Source organism: Pseudomonas sp. R3-18-08 (assembly GCF_003852065.1).
Classification (GTDB): Bacteria; Pseudomonadota; Gammaproteobacteria; order Pseudomonadales; family Pseudomonadaceae; genus Aquipseudomonas.
This window is the reverse complement of record NZ_CP027729.1, coordinates 2434138-2453724: the sequence shown is the minus strand read 5'-3', so window position 1 is coordinate 2453724 and position 19587 is coordinate 2434138. Positions and strand designations below refer to the sequence as shown.

At 61.1% G+C, this 19587-nt stretch carries 13 protein-coding genes; 9 read left to right on the top strand and 4 right to left on the bottom strand.

Annotated elements, in window-relative coordinates:
* Positions 1 to 70 precede the first annotated feature (70 nt).
* From C4J92_RS11385 to tpx, 3 genes are all read right to left on the bottom strand, one after another.
* Complete coding sequence (locus C4J92_RS11385; protein WP_124403890.1) at positions 71 to 3163, bottom strand: MdtB/MuxB family multidrug efflux RND transporter permease subunit; 3093 nt, start codon at positions 3161 to 3163, stop codon at positions 71 to 73.
* On the bottom strand, positions 3160 to 4458 hold the full coding sequence (locus C4J92_RS11380; protein WP_124403889.1) for an MdtA/MuxA family multidrug efflux RND transporter periplasmic adaptor subunit: 1299 nt from the start codon (positions 4456 to 4458) through the stop codon (positions 3160 to 3162). Before C4J92_RS11380 ends, C4J92_RS11385 begins: the two co-directional genes overlap by 4 nt.
* A 231-nt stretch (positions 4459 to 4689) precedes the next feature.
* On the bottom strand, positions 4690 to 5190 hold the full coding sequence (tpx, locus tag C4J92_RS11375; RefSeq protein ID WP_124370392.1) for a thiol peroxidase: 501 nt from the start codon (positions 5188 to 5190) through the stop codon (positions 4690 to 4692).
* Between the two features lie 159 nt (positions 5191 to 5349).
* On the opposite strand from tpx, the gene C4J92_RS11370 reads away from it, so the two are divergent.
* From C4J92_RS11370 to C4J92_RS11355, 3 genes are all read left to right on the top strand, one after another.
* Positions 5350 to 6639 (top strand): glycosyltransferase, encoded by a 1290-nt coding sequence (locus C4J92_RS11370; protein WP_124403888.1) that lies wholly within the window; start codon positions 5350 to 5352, stop codon positions 6637 to 6639.
* Between the two features lie 71 nt (positions 6640 to 6710).
* Positions 6711 to 7616, top strand: coding sequence for an AraC family transcriptional regulator (locus tag C4J92_RS11365; RefSeq protein WP_124362431.1), 906 nt, complete (start codon positions 6711 to 6713; stop codon positions 7614 to 7616).
* 1588 nt (positions 7617 to 9204) lie between these two features.
* On the top strand, positions 9205 to 11499 hold the full coding sequence (locus tag C4J92_RS11355; protein WP_164487531.1) for a hypothetical protein: 2295 nt from the start codon (positions 9205 to 9207) through the stop codon (positions 11497 to 11499).
* An 85-nt stretch (positions 11500 to 11584) separates the two neighbouring features.
* Here C4J92_RS11355 and C4J92_RS11350 read toward each other — a convergent pair whose 3' ends face one another.
* Complete coding sequence (locus C4J92_RS11350) at positions 11585 to 11881, bottom strand: chitin binding peritrophin-A domain-containing protein (protein ID WP_124403885.1); 297 nt, start codon at positions 11879 to 11881, stop codon at positions 11585 to 11587.
* A 283-nt stretch (positions 11882 to 12164) separates the two neighbouring features.
* On the opposite strand from C4J92_RS11350, the gene C4J92_RS11345 reads away from it, so the two are divergent.
* The 6 genes from C4J92_RS11345 to xylB all read left to right on the top strand — a co-directional run bounded on the left by C4J92_RS11345 (position 12165) and on the right by xylB (position 19577).
* A complete protein-coding gene (locus C4J92_RS11345; RefSeq protein WP_372237497.1) occupies positions 12165 to 13448 on the top strand; it encodes a sugar ABC transporter substrate-binding protein in 1284 nt (427 codons plus the stop codon).
* Positions 13449 to 13597: 149 nt separating this feature from the next.
* Positions 13598 to 14488 carry a carbohydrate ABC transporter permease gene (locus tag C4J92_RS11340; RefSeq protein WP_065952553.1) on the top strand — a complete coding sequence of 297 codons (891 nt, stop codon included), beginning with the start codon at positions 13598 to 13600 and terminating at the stop codon, positions 14486 to 14488.
* 10 nt (positions 14489 to 14498) lie between these two features.
* Positions 14499 to 15329 (top strand): carbohydrate ABC transporter permease, encoded by an 831-nt coding sequence (locus C4J92_RS11335; protein ID WP_003233033.1) that lies wholly within the window; start codon positions 14499 to 14501, stop codon positions 15327 to 15329.
* A 23-nt stretch (positions 15330 to 15352) separates the two neighbouring features.
* Complete coding sequence (locus tag C4J92_RS11330; RefSeq protein ID WP_124403884.1) at positions 15353 to 16456, top strand: ABC transporter ATP-binding protein; 1104 nt, start codon at positions 15353 to 15355, stop codon at positions 16454 to 16456.
* A 19-nt stretch (positions 16457 to 16475) separates the two neighbouring features.
* On the top strand, positions 16476 to 17957 hold the full coding sequence (locus C4J92_RS11325) for a mannitol dehydrogenase family protein (RefSeq protein WP_124403883.1): 1482 nt from the start codon (positions 16476 to 16478) through the stop codon (positions 17955 to 17957).
* A 138-nt stretch (positions 17958 to 18095) separates the two neighbouring features.
* Entirely contained in the window at positions 18096 to 19577 is a 1482-nt protein-coding gene (gene xylB / locus C4J92_RS11320; protein ID WP_124403882.1) for a xylulokinase, read from the top strand.
* The last annotated feature ends 10 nt before the right edge of the window (positions 19578 to 19587 follow it).

Sequence of the window (19587 nt, the reverse complement as noted above, 5' to 3'; positions counted from 1 at the left end):
GCCATGCGCCGCGCCCGCTCTTCTCTTGCAGCTTGAAACTTGCCGCTTACAACTGCTTTCACCCCCCCCATCACACCACTTCCTCGATGTCAGACTTGCGCCAGCGCCGTCCCAACCGATCGAAATACAGGTAGATCACCGGCGTGGTGAACAGCGTCAACACCTGGCTCACCAGCAACCCGCCGACCATCACCAGGCCCAGGGGCTGGCGCAGCTCGGCACCGGAACCGCTGGCCAGCATCAACGGCACCGCACCGAACAAGGCGGCCAGGGTGGTCATCAGGATCGGCCGGAAGCGCAGCAGAGCCGCCTGGTAGATCGCGGTCTGCGGGTCGAGGCCCTGGTTGCGTTCGGCGTCGAGGGCGAAGTCGATCATCATGATCGCGTTCTTCTTGACGATACCGATCAGCAAAATGATGCCGATGATCGCGATCATGCCCAGGTCATTGCCACTGAGCAGCAAGGCGAGCAAGGCACCCACCGCCGCCGAAGGCAAGGTCGAGAGAATGGTGATCGGGTGGATATAACTCTCGTAGAGCACGCCGAGCACGATGTACATGGTGACCACCGCCGCCAGGATCAGCAGCAAGGTGCTCGACAGCGAGGCCTCGAATGCCTGGGCCGCACCCTGGAACTGGGTCTGCACGCCGACCGGCATGCCGATGTCCTTCTGGGTCTGGTTGATCAGCTCGACGCCTTTGCCCAGCGCAACGCCGGGGGCCAGGTTGAACGACATCATCACCGCCGGGAACTGGCCGATATGGGCAATCGCCAACTGCGCCTGGCGCTGCTCCACATGGGCCAGGCTCGACAGCCGTACCTGGCCGCCGTCGGTGGTCTTCACGTGGATCTGGTTGAGCGCGGCCGGGCCCAAGGTTTCGCCCGATTGGGCCTGCAATACCACGCGGTACTGGCTGGCCTGGGTGTAGATGGTGGAAATCTGCCGTTGGCCGAAGGCGTCGTACAGCGCGTCGGTGATGGTCGAGACGCTGACGCCCAGGCGCGAGGCGGCATCGCGGTCGATCACCAGGTACACCTGCAGGCCTTTGTCCTGCAGGTCACTGGCCACGTCGGTGAGTTCCGGCAACTGGCTGAGGGCGTGCACCAGTTTGTCGCTCCACAGGGCCAACAGCTCGGCGTCCGGCGAGGACATGCTGAATTGGTACTGGGTGCGGCTGACACGGTCTTCAATGGTCAGGTCCTGCACCGGCTGCATGAACAGGCGGATGCCCACCAACTTGTCGATTTCCGGCTGCAGGCGCGCGATCACCTGCGTCGCGCTCAAGTCGCGCTGCCCGTGGGCCTTGAGGTTGATCAGCAAGCGGCCGCTGTTGAGCGTGGCGTTATCACCGTCCACGCCAATATAGGACGACAGGCTTTCAACCGCCGGATCGGCCAGGATGATCTTCGCCAGTTGCTGCTGGCGCTGGCTCATCGCCGCAAAGGAGATCGACTGCGGCGCCTCGGAAATGCCCTGGATCACCCCGGTATCCTGCACCGGGAAAAAGCCCTTGGGCACCACCAGGTACAGCACCACCGTAAGGCCCAGGGTGGCGATGGCCACCAGCAGGGTCAGCGGCTGGTGCTTGAGCACCCACTGCAACTTGCGCCCGTAGGCTTCGATCAGCCAATCGATCCAGGCGCCGCTGGCCTTGTAAAAGCGGCCCTGCTCCTCTTCTTTCGGCTCACGCTTGAGCAAGCGCGCGCACATCATCGGCGTGAGCGTGAGGGACACCACCAGGGAAATCAGGATCGCCACGGCCAGGGTAATGGCGAACTCGCGGAACAGGCGCCCGACCACATCGGCCATGAACAGCAGCGGGATCAGCACGGCGATCAGCGACAGGGTCAGGGAAATCAGGGTGAAGCCGATCTGTTTGGCGCCCTTGAGCGCGGCGGCCATGGGTGTCTCGCCTTCCTCGATATAGCGGGAGATGTTCTCCAGCATCACGATGGCATCGTCCACCACGAACCCGGTGGCAATGGTCAGGGCCATCAACGTCAGGTTGTTGACCGAGAACCCCGCCAGGTACATCACGCCAAAGGTGCCGATCAGCGACAGCGGCACGGCGATGGATGGAATAAGCGTGGCGCTGACTCGGCGCAGGAACAGGAACGTCACCATTACCACCAGGACAATGGCGATCAGCAACTCGTGCTGCACGTCTTTCACCGACGCGCGGATGGTCTGGGTGCGATCGGTGAGCACCGTCACGTCCAGGCCCGCCGGCAGGTTGTCGGTGATACTCGGCAGCAGTGCCTTGATACGGTCCACCACCTCGATCACGTTGGCGCCCGGCTGGCGCTGGATATTGAGCAGCACGGCCTGGTTTTCATTGGCCCAGGCGGCAAGGCGTTCGTTTTCGGCGCCGTCGACAATTTCTGCCACGTCTTTAAGGCGCAGCGGCGCGCCATTGTTGTAGGCCAGGATCAGTTCGGCATATTGCTGGGGCGAGACCAACTGGTCGTTGGCATCGAGCATCGACACCCGCGTGGGGCCGTCGAAATTGCCCTTGGGCTGGTTGACGTTGGACGCGGCGATCAAGGTGCGTACGTCCGACAGGTTCAAGCCGTTGGCCGCCAGGGCCTCGGGGTTGACCTTGATGCGCACGGCCTGGCGCTGGCCACCGGCGATGCTGACCATGCCGACACCGCTGATCTGCGCGATCTTTTGCGCCATGCGCGTGTCGACCAGGTCATTGAGCTTGGGCAGCAGCATGGTCTTGGAGGTGATGGCCAACGTCAGTACCGGGGTGTCCGCCGGGTTGACCTTGTTGTACACCGGCGGCGCCGGCAAATCCTTGGGCAGCAGGTTGGTGGCGGCGTTGATCGCGGCCTGTACCTGTTGCTCGGCGACATCCATGTTGATGTCGAGGTTGAAGCGCAGGGTCAGCACCGACGCGCCGCCGGAGCTGGTGGACGCCATCTGGGTCAGGCCGGGCATCTGCCCGAACTGGCGCTCCAGCGGCGCGGTGACCGCGCTGGTCATCACGTCGGGGCTGGCGCCGGGGTACAGCGTCATCACCCGAATCGTCGGGTAGTCCACCTGGGGCAAGGCCGACACCGGCAACAGGCGATAGGCGATGAGGCCGGCCAATACAATGGCCAGCATGCTCAGCGTGGTGGCGACCGGGCGAAGGATGAACAGGCGCGACAGGTTCATGCGCCGACCTTTTGCGCCTTGCCGGCGTCAGTACCGGTCTCCCCTTTTGCCGCGGGCTTGCCTTGCAGGTGTTCGGTCGGGGTGGTCGGCACTTCACTGCTGTCGTTGACCACTTCGATTTCACTGCCGTCCTTGAGACGGTCGGTGCCTTCCATGACCACCCGATCACCCGCCGCGAGGCCTTGCTTGATCACGGTGTTGTCGCCATCGGTGTCGCCCACCACCAGCGGCTGGACCTTGACCTTCTTGTCGCCATCGAGCTTGTAGACGAAGGTGCCGCTGTTACCGAACTGGATCGCAGCGGAAGGTGCCAGCACCACGTTGTGCAGGGTGTCGGCCAGCAGATGCACATTGACGAACTGATTGGGGAACAGCGCCTGATCCTTGTTATCGAAGCGCGCCTTGAATTTCAGGGTGCCGGTGGTCACGTCGATCTGGTTGTCCAGGCTTTGCAGCACGCCCACCGCCTGCTTTTTCGCGTCGCCACGGTCCCAGGCTTCCACCGGCAGTTTGTTGCCGGCGTGGTAACGGGCGAGCACGGTTTCCAGGGTATTTTCCGGCAGGGTGAAGGCCACGCTGATTGGTTGGGTCTGGGTGATCACCGCGAGGGCGGTGGTGTCGTTGGCGGCCACCAGGTTGCCGACATCGAGCTGACGCAGGCCGACGCGACCGGCAATCGGTGCGCGGATCTTGGTGAATTCAAGGTTCAGCTTGGCATCGTCGACCGCGCCCTGGTTGGTCTTGACCGTGCCCTGGTACTGCATGACCAGCGCTTCGGCGGTGTCCAGGGTCTGCTTGGCGATGCTGTCCTGGGCATACAGGCCGCGATAGCGCTCGACGTCGACCTGGGCGTTTTTCAGCTGGGCCTGGTTCTGCAACAACGTGCCCTGGGCCTGGAGCAAGGCGTTCTGGTAGCTGCGCGGGTCGATTTCCGCCAGCAAGTCGCCGGCCTTGACCATCTGCCCTTCTTCAAAGGCGATCTTCACCAGCTCGCCGCCCACCCGGCTGCGCACATTAATGGTGTTGAGCGCCGTCACCGTGCCCAACGCCTTGTAGTACACCGGAAAATCCCCCAGCGCCACCGATGCCACACGCACCGGAATCGGGCCGGTAGCACCGCCGAAACCCGGGCGCGCCATGCCGGTTTTACCGGTGTGCCCGGCCGGAGCGTCCTTATGGGCCGCGCTGCCGGGCCAGAATTTCCAGCACAGGCCGGCGATAACCAGCAGCACAAGCAGGCCGAACAGCCAGCGACGGGAGTTGCGGGAGGAGGATTGCATGGAGTGATCAACCATTGGGCGCGAGAGCTTCTTCTTTGGGAGGCTGAAAGATAAGCACTGGGGTGCGTTTAGAAAAGCACCTTTACCGGCTATTTACCTTGGGCTTACAACTTTTAACTATTGATCTTAGTCCACCGGCTATTTCGCTAAACCGCTGACGCTCAAATAAAAACGGCCTGGACTAGGCCAGGCCGCAATCATGCATCATACGTGTTACTGCCAAACGACAGTCACGCGCAGATACAGTTACTTCAACACAGCCAGGGCCGCGTCGTAGTTTGGCTCTTCAGCGATTTCCTTGACCAACTCGCTGTGCAGCACAGTGTCGTTTTCGTCCAGCACCACCACCGCGCGAGCGGTCAGGCCCTTGAGCGGGCCGTCGGCAATCGCCACACCGTAATCAACGGCGAAATCCGAATCGCGGAAGTCCGACAGGTTCTTCACGTTTTCCAGGCCTTCGGAACCGCAGAAACGCGCCTGGGCGAATGGCAGGTCGGTGGAGATGCACAGCACTACGGTGTTTTCCACATCGTTGGCCTGGGCGTTGAACTTGCGCACCGAGGTCGCGCAGGTTGGGGTGTCAACGCTTGGGAAGATGTTCAGCACTTTGCGCTTGCCGGCAAAGGTGGCCAGGGTGGCGTTGGACAGATCGCCGGCGGTCAGGGTGAAGTCTGCAGCTTTGGCGCCGACTTTCGGCAGTTCGCCTTCAACCTGGACCGGGTTGCCTTTGAGGGTAACTTGAGCCATGAACGGAATCCTTATGCTGGGTTTTGGTTAAACGAAATCGAGAGGCCGAAGTTAACCACAAAGTCCGTTGGCTACCTACCGCCAGACACAAATTGTCATGCCATCTGGTTGTGGTTTAATTGCGCGCTTTTCGCCTGCCCTTCAAGGAAATCAACGCCGATGAATCATCCCGCCACCAAAGTCCTGGTCATCGGTTACGTCTGGCCGGAGCCGCGTTCTTCGGCTGCGGGCGGGCATATGATGCAAATTCTGCAGAGTTTTCTTACACAAGGTTGGGACATAACCTTCAGCAGCCCGGCCACCATCGGCGAGCACAAGGCCGACTTGCCGGCGCTGGGCATCCGTGAATGCGCCATTGAGCTCAATAACAGCAGCTTCGACGACTTCATCCGTGAGCTGGCGCCGGACATCGTGCTGTTCGACCGCTTCATGATGGAAGAACAGTTCGGCTGGCGCGTGGAAAAAGGCTGCCCCGACGCCCTGCGCGTGCTGGAAACCTCCGACCTGCAAAGCCTGCGCGACGCCCGGCACGTACGGCTCAAGGCGGCGCTCAAAGCCGATCCGGACACTGATGACTTCACCGCCCTGTTCGCCCCGGACCTGGAGCAGGAATTCCAACGGATGGCCGACACTGACCTGGCCAAACGCGAAATTGCCGCGATCTACCGCTGCGACATCAGCCTGATGATCTCCGACGTGGAAATCCGCCTGCTCACCGAGCAGTTCAAGGTGCCCGCCGCCCTGCTCCACTGGTGCCCGCTGATGATGGAGCCGCCAACCGCAGCCTTTGCGCCGTTCGAAGACCGCGCGCACTTTCTCAGCATCGGCAACTTCCGCCACGCGCCCAACTGGGACGCGGTACTGTGGATGAAGCACAGCCTCTGGCCGCTGATCCGCCAGCAATTACCGGGCGCCCAGTTGCACATCTACGGCGCCTACACCCCGCCCAAGGCCACCGCCCTGCACAACCCGACGCAGGGCTTTCATGTGATGAACTGGGCCGAAGATGCGCTGCAAGTGATGACGGCCGCACGCATCTGCCTGGCGCCGCTGCGCTTTGGTGCGGGGATCAAAGGCAAGTTGGTCGACGCGATGCTGTGCGGCACGCCCAATGTCACCACCCCGATCGGCGCCGAGGCCATGGGCGATGACCAGCCCTGGCCGGGCGTGATCGAACACGACGCCCCGGCTCTGGCTTCTGCCGCCGTGAGCCTCTACCAGGACCGCGAGCGCTGGACCGAAGCCCAGGAACACGGTCGCCAGCTTCTGGCCCGGCGTTATGACCAGGCTATTCATGGGCCCGCTCTGGTAGCGTGCCTGGAGCAGTGCCGCGGCAACCTCGCCGCCCATCGCCGGGACAACTTCACCGGCAGCATGCTGCGCCATCATGCGCACAAGAGCACCCAGTACATGTCCCAGTGGATCGAAGCAAAAAACCGCACCCTATAGCGCTGCCGCTGGCGAGGTCACGCGCAACGGGGCATTATCCTACGCGGCACCCACAATAAAGCGACGGCAACATGACCCGAGCAACGCGCATCACCGACCCTTCCTACGAGTTGATGGACGACCATAACGGCCTGTCCATCATCTATCGCCAGCACGGCTTTCCCTGCCCGCTGGTGCGCTGGCACTTCCATAAGGAATACGAGCTGCACCTGATCGTCGCCAGTTCCGGCAAGGTGTTCATTGGCGACTACATCGGCAACTTCTATCCCGAAAGCCTGTTCCTGACGGGCCCCAATTTGCCGCATAACTGGATCAGCCAGGTGGAGGCCGATGAGACAGTCCCCAAGCGCGACATGCTGGTGAACTTTACCGACGAGTTGCTGGAAAACGGCAGTCAGATCTTCACCGAACTCAGAAGCCTGGCGCCGCTGCTCGAACGCGCCCAGTACGGCATCGAATTCCGCTGCAAAACCACCATCGCGCGAGCCATGGATCTGATGCAGCGCATCGAAGACACCCAGGGCATGGCGCGGCTGGGGCACTTCTTTATCTTGCTGGAAGTACTGAGCGCCTGCGAGGACTACCATCTGCTGTCGGGTGCCACTACACCGCAGCTGGCCGATGAGCACAGCATCGACCGCACCAACCGCGCGGTGGATTATATCTTTGCCCACTACGCCCGCGAGCTACCGTTGGAGGAAGTGGCGGACTACCTGGGCATGAAGCCCACCTATTTTTCCCGCGTGTTCAAACAGGCTACCGGGCGCACGTTTATCGAGTTCGTCAACCGGCTGCGCATCAGCAAGTCCTGCGAGTTGCTGGCCGATGGCGACAAGGCGGTGACGGATGTGTGCTTTGAGTCGGGCTTCAATAACATTTCCAACTTCAACCGGCGCTTTCAGCAGCTCAAGGGCATGACCCCATCGCACTATCGGCGCCTGGCCGTACAACGGTTGACCGAGCGTAACCAGGCCTGAGCCTGACGCAACCACTCGTCGCTTCTGTCAACTTTGACAGCTATCCGCTCTGCTGCCAGGGGTGTGTGATTTCCTTGCCCGGTTTCACCACTGTACAAGGAGCGCTCACGATGAAAGAACCAACGTCCTCCAACCTGTCCATTCCCCTGTGTGAATCCCCGCCCCACCAGCCCGCATCGCCCTCCGCCGTCAACCTTGACCCGCCTTACGTCAACGGCGCACTGCAGCCGAATCTGGATGCTGACGTAGGATTGGGCATTCGACAGATCGATCCGTGGCTGATTGTGAGCTTTGAAAAATGGTCGAACTTCAATGTCGGTGACACCTATAAATTTTTCGCCGGCAGTACCAACTACGCCTTGGGTGCAGGCGAGGTTTACCCGGAAGATTTGTACAAGGACCGTGTGCAGTTGGTCATTCCTGCATCGCTGGTGCCCGAGGGCACGATTTATCCCTGCTTCGGTGAAGTGATCAGAGTGGGCAGCGCCACGCCCAGCACATCCCCACCTCAGACCTGGTACACCAAAACCTCACGGCCAGGTGGTCGCAGCATCTACCCATGGTTCCACTCGAACCTGGTGATACACCTGCCTGAAGACCTGCAATACACGCCGCTGGACGCCGAGCGTGCCAAGGCAGGAGTGGACTTGACCTGTGACTTTTATCCGTTCTGCACGGTAGGCGACACTATTGAAGTGTGGTGGAACGGTATCGCTATTTTTCAAAAAATCGATCAGCAACACGTTGATGGCACCAAGCCCATCATCGTGCATGTACCTGAACAAACGATTATTTCAGGGGGCAGCGGCGCAGTCTCGATTCTCTTCCGGGTGTTTGACCGCGTACTCAACTATTCCGGGGAAGACCCGCAGTGGTCGAAGGTGGTCAAGCTGGAGACCGACCTTGAACTCGGCTTGCTTGATCGGCCGCACTTCGTGGTCGGCGGTGAGTCCGTCGACGAGCTGAATTTTGATACCCATGGAGACGAGGTGTTCACTGCGGAAATGGTCGTTCCTCGAACGCTGCCCGCTACGCCCAATGATACCGCCAGACCTACCCCCGCCGGCGCGCTGATCCATGTAACCCTGACCCAGTTTTACCCGGATGGCTCATCCAGCGTGGTGACGCTGCCTGGTTTTCCTGCACGCATCGGCCTTTCGTCCTCCATCGTGCTGGACAATAAGTACCTTGAAGACGTGATCGATGGCCAACTGCGCATCGAATATATCCTGACAACGGCCAGCGGCGCCTTCCTGCGCGCGTCTCGACGCCTGAGTATTCGCGTGTTCGGCACGAAAAAAATGATGCCCCCGATGCGAATCGAGCAGGACGAGGGCGGCCTGATTGATCCGGAACACCCTTTCATCAGAGCCATTTTCCCGGTCTACAGCCCTTACGCCCCCAGCAACAGCGTGACCTTTCGCATGGAAGCACCGCGACCTGGCGGCGGACTGATTGAATACGAAGAAACCGTGAATGCCGGCGCCCCACCGCCACCTGACCGCTTTCGCATCGTACTGCAGGAGATTTTGCGCCCTTCATTGGCGTGGGACCGGTCAAGGTCTACTACCTCGTCAATGACCATCAAATGCGCGCGCTTGGCCCAGGCGTACAGACGGTGCGCAAGTCCGAAGTGTTGGAAGTCATTTTCGGATCGGTCGTCGCCGAGTTGCCGGCGCCGCAATTGCAGTATGTCGACGTGTTCGACAACCTGGACCCAGCCAGCGTGATCGGAGGTCAGCTCAAGCTGACGTTGCCCTACACACGCACGTTCCCTGGGGACAAGTTCATCTGGGCATGGCTGGGCGCCAACGCCAGCGGAACCACGGGAGGGGAAGTCGAACTCTATTCCGATACGGCCGGCAAGCCGGTAGTGGTCCTGGTGGACGAAGCGTTCGTCATTGCCAATGACAATAAGGAAATCCGCCTGAGCTACGCCTTGGCACCCAAGGACGGCAGCCGACGCCGTTATTCGGAGCGCCGGACCATTACCGTGGGCCAGGCGCTGACCCTCAAGCGTCCCGAGGTCGTGCAGGCCACGCGCTATCCCGACCAGTTGGCGGCGGTGGCCGCGATAAAGGGCGCGACTGTCGTCGTCGAGTACCCGCAGATGCTGCCTTCCCATCAGGTTCGCTGTTGCTGGACCGGCATTGCGGGCATCGGCACTTACTGCGAGACCCAATACGGCAGCTCTTCGAAAGTCCTGCACCTTGATATCGACCCGGAGGTGGTGGGCGCCAACATCCAGGCCCAGGGACACGTCATCCACGTGCAGTACTTCGTCATGCGGGGCGAGCACGAGTCCCCTTCGCCTGTGCTGGCCCTGGAGTTGTTGCCACCGCCGCTGCCTGAACCCTACATAGAAGGCCACTCCTATGATGGCGTGCTGAATATCGGCACATTGAACGGTACCGAACGCGCCATTGAAGACCGCTGGCACTTCAGTCATCGGTTCCAGCGCATGTGGTTCGAGATGTCCGGCACCTACGCTGACGGTTATCCGTTCTACCACACCTTTTACACGGCAGACCTGGTGACACAGGACGGCGAATTGAACGGTATTCGCCCACCGGCGCCGGTCGCTGAATTGCGCAAGCTCAAGGACGGTTCCCCACTGAAAATGCGCTTTGGAGTAACGTTCGACCGCAGCGCCGATCTGGCCAATGCGGTCTGGTTCAAGGAGCGGCGCTATACCATTCAGGCCTTGCCCGCTCAGTTCCCGGTGCCGACCCTGATCGAGGCAACCGGCTCCGGCACACTGGTCACCCTGGCCCCCTTGAACGCACAGTACGGGGCGCATGTGCAGGTTTCCATCAGCCCGATGTATACCAGCGACATCATCTTCGTGGAGATCGTGGGTAAAACCGCTGCAGGCTCGGCAGTGATCGGGCCGAAGTATGGCGAAACCGATGGCACCGTCATCATCGACGTGCCCGCTTCAGTGATCGCCGCGAATATCGGCAACACGCCTACGCAGTTCACGATCAGGTATACGGTGACGCGAGGCGGGCAAACCCGGCCCTCGGTACCGCTCACGGTCAATCTTGAAAGCCTGCCGCTGAGCGAACTGAGAAAAACCGTGATTCGTATCGATCAAGCATCCGCCAGCGGCGTGATCGATGTGGACGCCCTGCCCGGCAACGCCACCGCAAGGGTGACGACCTTCCCATTCATTGCCCCACACCTGCCCGTATGGCTGTATTTGTACGGTTTCAGAGCCGACGGTACGCCGCATAACCTGACCCTGATGAATGGTTCGAACAAGGCCGAGGTCGACTCGGCCTGGATCAGCCAGGGTTATCACCTGGAAACCGTATTGATCAACTACCTGCGAGACCTTGGCAATCGCAGCCAGCTGACCCTGCAATTCAAAGCGGCGCTCAATGGCGTAAGGGATGAATTGCAAGCGATTGAATTTCCACCCACCCGTTACACGCTGCAAAGCGTGATGATCAAGGAGTGCACGACGTTCAATGACAATTACATGAACTACTGGCTCAGTGAATGGCCGGACGCAGGCATTCGCCGCGAGTCGAATGGCAACTATTTCTGGCAGTCGACACCGACTACCGGCAGGGGCGTCAGCCTGTACAAAGTGCTGACGCCCGCCGCCGAGGGCTACTACCGCGTCAGCTTCCGCTACAGGATCAGCAAGTTTGCCGCGATTGGGGCGCCGACCTTTGTCGAGATTCATCTGGGCACGTTGAAATGGACGCAAAACGTGCCCACGTTGAATACCTGGCTCAGCGTCAATGTGCCGCTCGGTTATTTGCCCGGCAAACCGTTCGAGGCCTCCGTTTCGGTCAGAAACCCGACCACCGGCGGGGTGTATGACATCGATGATATCTGTATCACGCAGACGCCGTATCCGACCGTGATGTAGAGGTGAAAAAGGGATCGGTACCTGGGTACCGATCCCTTTTAACTGGCTTGCTGCGGCTTGAAAATGTTGGGGACAGGCAGTTCCGTCAGGGTCTTACACAGGTACGCACGGACTCATCGAACTCCAACCCGGTCGGGCAGTTGTAGGGGTATTGAATATACCGCTGGATGTTGGCGTTATAAACACACCGATGGAATCCACCTACCACATTGGTGCTTTTAAAATAGCCTTCTTTCGTACATTCCGGTTCTCGTGATGCCAATGGCGATTCGGTGCTACAAGCGCTGATAAAACCTGCAATCATCAAGACTAATAGGGCTTTATTGCTTTTGAGGTTTACACGGAAAGGATTCATAAACATCTCCAGGTTGGTGTATGCCACGCCATTAACTCCCCGTTGTTTTTCTGCGTCTACTGTCAGAAGTAACAGGTGAGCGCGCCATGACGCTGCGCTACCGCCGTGCCCGTGCAGTGCAAAAAAGTATCAGTCTCAGTGCTCCCAAGGATTTGTCACCGGCGCATTTGAGGGCTGTAATCAACGCACACTCTTCCTGACTCCCTGTGGGAAGACACAACAACAATAACCGTCCTTCTGTAGCCCTCTGGGCGCGGAAATGGAGTGCGCGATGAAGTTCACAGCAAAAGCTCTGCTTGTCTCTACCTGCATGCTGACCTGCATGACCCTCAGCGCCGTCAGCCTCGGCGCGCAAACCCTGACCATTGCCACCGTCAACAACAGCGACATGATCCGCATGCAGAAGCTCTCGAAGACCTTCGAGGCCGAGCATCCGGAGATCAAGCTGAACTGGGTGGTGCTCGAAGAAAACGTGCTGCGCCAGCGCCTGACCACCGACATTGCCACCCAGGGCGGCCAGTTCGACGTGTTGACCATCGGCATGTACGAAGCCGCACTCTGGGGTGCCAAGGGCTGGCTGGAGCCGATGAAGGACCTGCCGGCTTCCTACGACCTCGATGATGTGTTCCCTTCGGTACGCGACGGCCTGTCGGTCAAAGGCTCGCTGTACGCCCTGCCGTTCTATGCCGAAAGCTCGATCACCTATTACCGCACCGACCTGTTCAAGGACGCGGGGCTGAGCATGCCCGAGCATCCGACCTGGAGCCAGATCGGCGAATACGCGGCCAAACTCACCGACAAGAGCAAAGAGCAATACGGCCTGTGCCTGCGCGGTAAAGCCGGCTGGGGCGAAAACATGGCACTGATCACCACGTTGGCCAACGGCTACGGCGCACGCTGGTTCGACGAGAAGTGGCAGCCGCAATTCAATGGCCCCGAGTGGAAAGACGCGCTGAATTTCTACGTCGACAACATGAAAAAATCCGGCCCGCCGGGTGCGTCCAGCAATGGCTTCAACGAGAACCTGGCGCTGTTCAACAGCGGCAAGTGCGCAATCTGGGTGGACGCCAGCGTGGCCGGCTCGTTTGTCACCGACAAGAGCCAGAGCAAGGTCGCCGAGCATGTCGGCTTCACCTTCGCTCCACACGAGAAGACCGACAAGGGCACTTCGTGGCTGTACTCCTGGAGCCTGGCGATCCCCACCAGCTCCAAGGCCAAGGACGCCGCCAAGGTGTTCACCACCTGGGCCACCTCCAAGGAATATGGCGCATTGGTCGCCAAGACCGACGGCGTCGCCAACGTACCGCCAGGCACGCGCCAATCCACCTACAGCGACGCGTACATGAAGGCCGCGCCGTTCGCCAAGGTGACCCTGGAATCGCTGAAAGTCGCGGACCCGACCAAACCCACCGAAAAACCGGTGCCGTATATCGGTATTCAGTTGGTGACCATTCCTGAGTTCCAGGCGATCGGTACCCAGGTCGGCAAGTTCTTCTCCGGCGCGCTGACCGGCCAGCAGACGGTGGATGCCGCACTGACGGCCGCACAGACCACCACCGAGCGGGAAATGAAGCGGGCCGGTTACCCCAAGTAGCCCTGCCTCACCACAGTCAAATGTGGGAGGGGGCTTGCTCCCGATAGCACTCTATCAGTTGAAGATTGTGTGACTGACACACTGCTATCGGGAGCAAGCCCCCTCCCACATTGACCGCGTTTGCATGTACCTGACTGGTCTCGAATACCATGAATACAACACCCAAAAACCGCCTGGCCAACCCCGGCTGGTTCCTCGTCAGCCCCTCGGTGGCCTTGCTGCTGCTGTGGATGATCGTGCCCCTGGGCATGACCCTGTACTTCTCCTTGATCCGCTACAACCTGCTCTACCCCGGCGAAAACCAGTTCGTGGGGCTGGAGAACTTCACTTACTTCGTCACCGACTCCGGCTTCCTGCCCGGCGCAACCAACACGCTGTTGCTGGTGGGCAGCGTGCTGCTGATCAGCGTGGTGTTCGGCGTGCTGATCAGTGCGCTGTTGGAGGCCAGTGAGTTCTTCGGTCGCGGCCTGGTGCGGGTGTTGTTGATTTCGCCGTTCTTCATCATGCCCACCGTCGGCGCGTTGATCTGGAAGAACCTGATTTTCCACCCGGTGTCGGGGATTCTCGCTGCGGTGTGGAAGTTCTTTGGCGCAGAGCCCGTGGACTGGCTGGCGCACTACCCGCTGCTGTCGATCATCATCATCGTGTCGTGGCAGTGGCTGCCCTTCGCCATTCTGCTGCTGATGACCGCCATGCAGTCCCTCGACCAGGAACAAAAGGAAGCCGCACGCCTGGACGGTGCCGGCGCCATCGCGATTTTCTGGCACCTGACCCTGCCGCACCTGGCCCGTCCGATTGCCGTGGTGGTGATGATTGAAACCATCTTTTTGCTCTCGGTGTTCGCCGAAATCTTCACCACCACCAACGGTGGCCCCGGTTACGCCTCGACCAACCTCGCCTACCTGATCTACAACCAGGCGCTGGTGCAGTTCGACGTGGGCATGGCCTCGGCCGGCGGCTTGATCGCCGTGGTCATCGCCAATATCGCGGCGATCATCCTGGTGCGGATGATCGGCAAAAACCTGACTGACAAGCCTTGAGGGCCGCGCCATGACGCTTCAACAATCCCGCCGCCTGCAAAGCCTGTTGCTCGGCACCCTGGCCTGGGCCATCGCCATCCTGATTTTCTTCCCGATCTTCTGGATGGTACTGACCAGCTTCAAGACCGAAATCGACGCATTCGCCACGCCGCCGCAGTTCATCTTCACGCCGACGCTGGAGAACTACCTGCACATCAACGAGCGCAGCAACTACTTCGCCTACGCCTGGAACTCGGTGCTGATCTCGTTCAGCGCCACCGCCCTGTGCCTGCTGATTTCGGTGCCGGCCGCCTACTCCATGGCCTTCTACGAGACAAAGCGCACCAAGGGCACACTGCTGTGGATGCTCTCCACCAAGATGCTGCCGCCGGTGGGCGTACTGATGCCGATCTACCTGCTGGCCAAGAGCTTTGGCCTGCTCGATACGCGCATCGCGCTGATCATTATCTACACCCTGATCAACCTGCCGATCGTGGTGTGGATGGTGTACACCTACTTCAAGGACATTCCCAAGGACATCCTCGAAGCCGCACGTTTGGATGGCGCCACCCTGTGGCAGGAAATGGTGCGGGTGCTGCTGCCGATCGCCAAGGGCGGCCTGGCCTCCACCGTGCTGCTGTCGCTGATCCTGTGCTGGAACGAAGCCTTCTGGTCGTTGAACCTGACGTCATCGAGCGCCGCGCCGCTGACCGCGCTGATCGCCTCCTATTCCAGTCCCGAAGGCTTGTTCTGGGCCAAATTGTCCGCCGTGTCGACCCTGGCCTGCGCGCCGATCCTGATCTTTGGCTGGATCAGCCAGAAACAGCTGGTGCGCGGCCTGTCCTTTGGCGCAGTCAAATAATAATTCCAAGCGGAGGGCCCATCATGGCCAACCTGAAAATCAAGAATCTGCAAAAAGGCTTCGAAGGTTTTTCCATCATCAAGGGCATCGACCTGGAAGTGAACGACAAGGAATTCGTGGTGTTCGTCGGCCCGTCGGGCTGTGGCAAATCCACGCTGCTGCGACTGATCGCGGGCCTTGAGGAAGTCAGCGAAGGCACCATCGAGCTGGATGGGCGCGACATCACCGAAGTGACCCCGGCCAAGCGTGACCTGGCGATGGTGTTCCAGACCTACGCCCTGTACCCGCACATGAGCGTGCGCAAGAACATGTCGTTCGCCCTGGACCTGGCCGGCGTCGACAAAAAACTGGTAGACAGCAAGGTCAACGAAGCGGCGCGCATTCTGGAACTGGGCCCGCTGCTGGAGCGCAAGCCCAAGCAGCTCTCCGGCGGCCAGCGCCAGCGCGTGGCGATCGGCCGGGCGATTGTGCGTAACCCGAAGATCTTCCTGTTCGACGAGCCGCTGTCCAACCTCGACGCCGCCCTGCGCGTGCAGATGCGCCTGGAGCTGGCACGCCTGCATAAAGAGCTGCAAGCGACCATGATCTACGTGACCCACGATCAGGTCGAAGCCATGACCCTGGCCGATAAAGTCGTGGTGCTCAACAGCGGGCGCATCGAGCAGGTCGGCTCGCCGCTGGACCTGTACCACCAGCCGGCCAACCTGTTTGTGGCGGGTTTTCTCGGCACGCCGAAGATGGGTTTCCTCAAGGGCAAGGTCACGCGTGTCGAAGGCCAGGGCTGCGACGTGCAGCTCGACGCCGGCACCCTGATCAGCCTGCCGCTCAGCGGCCCGACCTTGAGCGTGGGCAGCGCAGTCACCCTGGGCATTCGCCCGGAACACCTGGAAATCGCCACGCCCGGCCAGACCACCCTGACCGTCACCGCCGACGTCGGCGAGCGCCTGGGCAGCGACACCTTCTGCCACGTCATCACCGCCAACGACGAGCCTTTGACGATGCGCATTCGCGGCGACATGGCCAGCCAATATGGCGAAACGCTGCACCTGCACCTCGACCCGGCCCACTGCCATCTGTTCGACACCGACGGCGTGGCCGTGGCCCGTCCCCTGCGCGCCGCCGCCTGATTTCGCGAGTATTGACGCTATGAAGCTGAATAAACAGAACCTCACCCAGTTGGCGCCCGACGTGAAAGTGCCAGCCTATGCCATTGCCAGTACATCCCAGGGCATCGCGCATATCGGCGTCGGCGGTTTCCACCGCGCGCACCAGGCGTATTACACCGACGCCTTGATGAACACCGGCGAGGGCCTGGACTGGAGCATCTGCGGCGTTGGCCTGCGGGCCGAAGACCGCAAGGCCCGCGACGACCTGGCCGGCCAGGATTATCTGTTCACCCTGTATGAACTGGGCGACACCGACGACACCGAAGTGCGCGTGATCGGCGCCATCAGCGACATGTTGCTGGCAGAAGACGGCGCCCAGGCCCTGATCGATAAACTGGCCGAACCGGCCATCCGTATCGTGTCGCTGACCATCACCGAAGGCGGCTACTGCATCGACGACAGCAACGGCCAATTCATGGCCCACCTGCCGCAGATCCAGCATGACCTGGCGCGCCCCGGCGCACCGCAGACCGTGTTCGGGTTTATCTGCGCCGCGCTGACCAAGCGCCGCGCCGCCGGCACCCCGGCGTTCAGCGTGATGTCCTGCGATAACCTGCCCCACAACGGCGCCGTCACCCGCAAGGCCCTGCTCGCATTCGCCGCGCTGCACGACGCGCAACTGCATGACTGGATCGAAGCCAATGTGAGCTTTCCGAACGCCATGGTCGACCGCATCACGCCAATGACCAGCACCGCCCACCGCCTGCAACTGCATGATGAGCACGGCATCGACGATGCCTGGCCAGTGGTGTGCGAACCCTTTGTGCAATGGGTGCTGGAAGACAAGTTCGTCAACGGCCGCCCGGCCTGGGAAAAGGTCGGCGTGCAGTTCACCGATGACGTGACGCCTTACGAAGAAATGAAGATCGGCCTGCTCAACGGCAGCCACCTGGCCCTGACGTACCTGGGCTTTCTCAAGGGTTACCGGTTTGTTCACGACACCATGAACGACCCGCTGTTCGTCGCCTACATGCACGCCTACATGGACCTCGACGTCACGCCACACCTGGCGCCGGTGCCGGGCATCGACCTGACGGCGTACAAGCAGACCCTGGTCGACCGCTTCTCCAACCAGGCGATTGCCGATCAGCTGGAACGGGTGTGCTCGGACGGTTCGTCGAAGTTTCCCAAGTTCACCGTGCCAACCATCAACCGCCTGATCGCCGATGGGCGTGAGACCGAACGCGCGGCGCTGGTGGTGGCCGCCTGGGCCTTGTATTTGAAGGGTGTCGACGAAAATGGCGTGGCCTACACGATTCCCGATCCGCGTGCCGCGTTCTGCCAGGCGCTGGTGAGTGATGACGCCTTGATCAGCCAGCGTCTGCTGGGGGTTGAAGAGATTTTCGGCACGGCTATTCCCAACTCGCCTGCATTTGTGGCAGCGTTCGAGCGGTGTTATGTGAGCCTGCGTGACAACGGCGTCAGCGCGACCCTACAGAACCTCCTGCAGAAACCGGCTTGAAATGTGGGAGGGGGCTTGCTCCCGATAGCGGTGTATCAGTCACAGATTTATCAACTGAACCACTGCTATCGGGAGCAAGCCCCCTCCCACATTTGACTGTGTTACCACTCCAACAATAAGACTGCTGAGCACTCCATCATGACCCAGCAAAACCTGTTCCTCGGCATCGACTGCGGCACCCAGGGCACCAAAGCCATCGTCCTCGACGCTTCCAGCGGCAAGGTGCTGGGCCTGGGCGCCGCTGCGCACACCCTGATCAGCGGCGCCAACGGCCGGCGTGAGCAACACACCCAGGAATGGCTGGACGCCTTCACCGAAGCCACCCACCGCGCCCTGCAACAGGCCGGGGTGGACGGCCAGGACATCCTCGGCATCGGTGTTTCCGGCCAGCAACACGGCCTGGTGTTGCTCGATGCCCAGGGTCAGGTGCTGCGCCCGGCAAAGTTGTGGTGCGACACCGAAACCGCCACAGAAAATGAGCGCCTGTTGCACTATCTGGGCGGCGAAAGCGGCTCGCTGGAGCGTCTAGGCGTGGCCATCGCGCCGGGCTACACGGTGTCCAAACTGCTCTGGACCCGTGAACAGCACCCGGACCTCTTTGCGCGCATCGCCCATATCCTGCTGCCCCACGACTACCTCAATTACTGGCTCACCGGCCGCGCTGTCGCCGAATACGGCGATGCCTCGGGCACCGGCTACTTCAACGTGCGCCGCCGTGAATGGGACGTGGCGCTGCTCGCGCACATCGACCCCAGTGGTCGTCTGCAGGCGGCGCTGCCTGAGCTGATTGAAGCCGATCAAGCCGTGGGCACGATCCTGCCGGCCATCGCCGAGCGGCTGGGCATCAACCCCAACGCGGTGGTCGCCAGCGGCGGCGGCGATAACATGATGGGCGCCATCGGCACCGGCAACATCGCCCCTGGGGTGATCACCATGAGCCTGGGCTCATCGGGCACCGTCTACGCCTTTGCCGACCAGCCCAACGTCAGCCCCCAGGCGTCGGTCGCCACCTTCTGCGCCTCCAGCGGTGGCTGGTTGCCGTTGATCTGCACCATGAACCTGACCAACGCCACCGGGGTGATCCGCGAGCTGTTCGAACTCGACCTGCACGCCTTCAACGCCCTGGTCGAGCAGGCCCCCATTGGCGCGGACGGCGTAAGCATGCTGCCGTTCCTCAACGGCGAACGGGTGCCCGCCCTGCCCCAGGCCACCGGCAGCCTGCACGGCCTGACCATGTCCAACCTGACCCGCGCCAACCTGTGCCGCGCGGTGGTCGAGGGCACCACTTTCGGCTTGCGCTACGGCCTGGACCTGCTGCGCCAGACCGGCCTGCAAAGCCTGCGCATCCGCTTGATCGGCGGCGGTTCGAAAAGCCCGCTGTGGCGGCAGATGGTCGCCGATATCATGAACACCGAAGTGGTCTGTACCGAACAGAGCGAGGCCGCGGCCCTGGGCGCGGCGATCCAGGCGGCGTGGTGCCAGTCCGGTGAATCCCTGGCCAGCCTGTGCGACAAATGCGTGAGCCTGGACCCGGCCAGCCGCACCCTGCCGGTGCCGGCCAACGTGAGCGCCTATCAACAGGCCTATGAGCGCTATCAACAGCTTGTGGCAACCCTTTAAGAGCGAGTGA

What these genes read in the sequence shown, in the direction of transcription:
- C4J92_RS11325 (WP_124403883.1), top strand. Translation starts at nt 16,476, where the DNA reads ATGAAGCTGAATAAACAGAACCTCACCCAGTTGGCGCCCGACGTGAAA.
- C4J92_RS11385 (WP_124403890.1), bottom strand. Translation starts at nt 3,163, where the DNA reads ATGAACCTGTCGCGCCTGTTCATCCTTCGCCCGGTCGCCACCACGCTG.
- C4J92_RS11335 (WP_003233033.1), top strand. Translation starts at nt 14,499, where the DNA reads ATGACGCTTCAACAATCCCGCCGCCTGCAAAGCCTGTTGCTCGGCACC.
- C4J92_RS11330 (WP_124403884.1), top strand. Translation starts at nt 15,353, where the DNA reads ATGGCCAACCTGAAAATCAAGAATCTGCAAAAAGGCTTCGAAGGTTTT.
- C4J92_RS11370 (WP_124403888.1), top strand. Translation starts at nt 5,350, where the DNA reads ATGAATCATCCCGCCACCAAAGTCCTGGTCATCGGTTACGTCTGGCCG.
- C4J92_RS11380 (WP_124403889.1), bottom strand. Translation starts at nt 4,458, where the DNA reads ATGGTTGATCACTCCATGCAATCCTCCTCCCGCAACTCCCGTCGCTGG.
- xylB (WP_124403882.1), top strand. Translation starts at nt 18,096, where the DNA reads ATGACCCAGCAAAACCTGTTCCTCGGCATCGACTGCGGCACCCAGGGC.
- C4J92_RS11340 (WP_065952553.1), top strand. Translation starts at nt 13,598, where the DNA reads ATGAATACAACACCCAAAAACCGCCTGGCCAACCCCGGCTGGTTCCTC.
- C4J92_RS11355 (WP_164487531.1), top strand. Translation starts at nt 9,205, where the DNA reads ATGCGCGCGCTTGGCCCAGGCGTACAGACGGTGCGCAAGTCCGAAGTG.
- C4J92_RS11365 (WP_124362431.1), top strand. Translation starts at nt 6,711, where the DNA reads ATGACCCGAGCAACGCGCATCACCGACCCTTCCTACGAGTTGATGGAC.
- C4J92_RS11345 (WP_372237497.1), top strand. Translation starts at nt 12,165, where the DNA reads ATGCTGACCTGCATGACCCTCAGCGCCGTCAGCCTCGGCGCGCAAACC.
- tpx (WP_124370392.1), bottom strand. Translation starts at nt 5,190, where the DNA reads ATGGCTCAAGTTACCCTCAAAGGCAACCCGGTCCAGGTTGAAGGCGAA.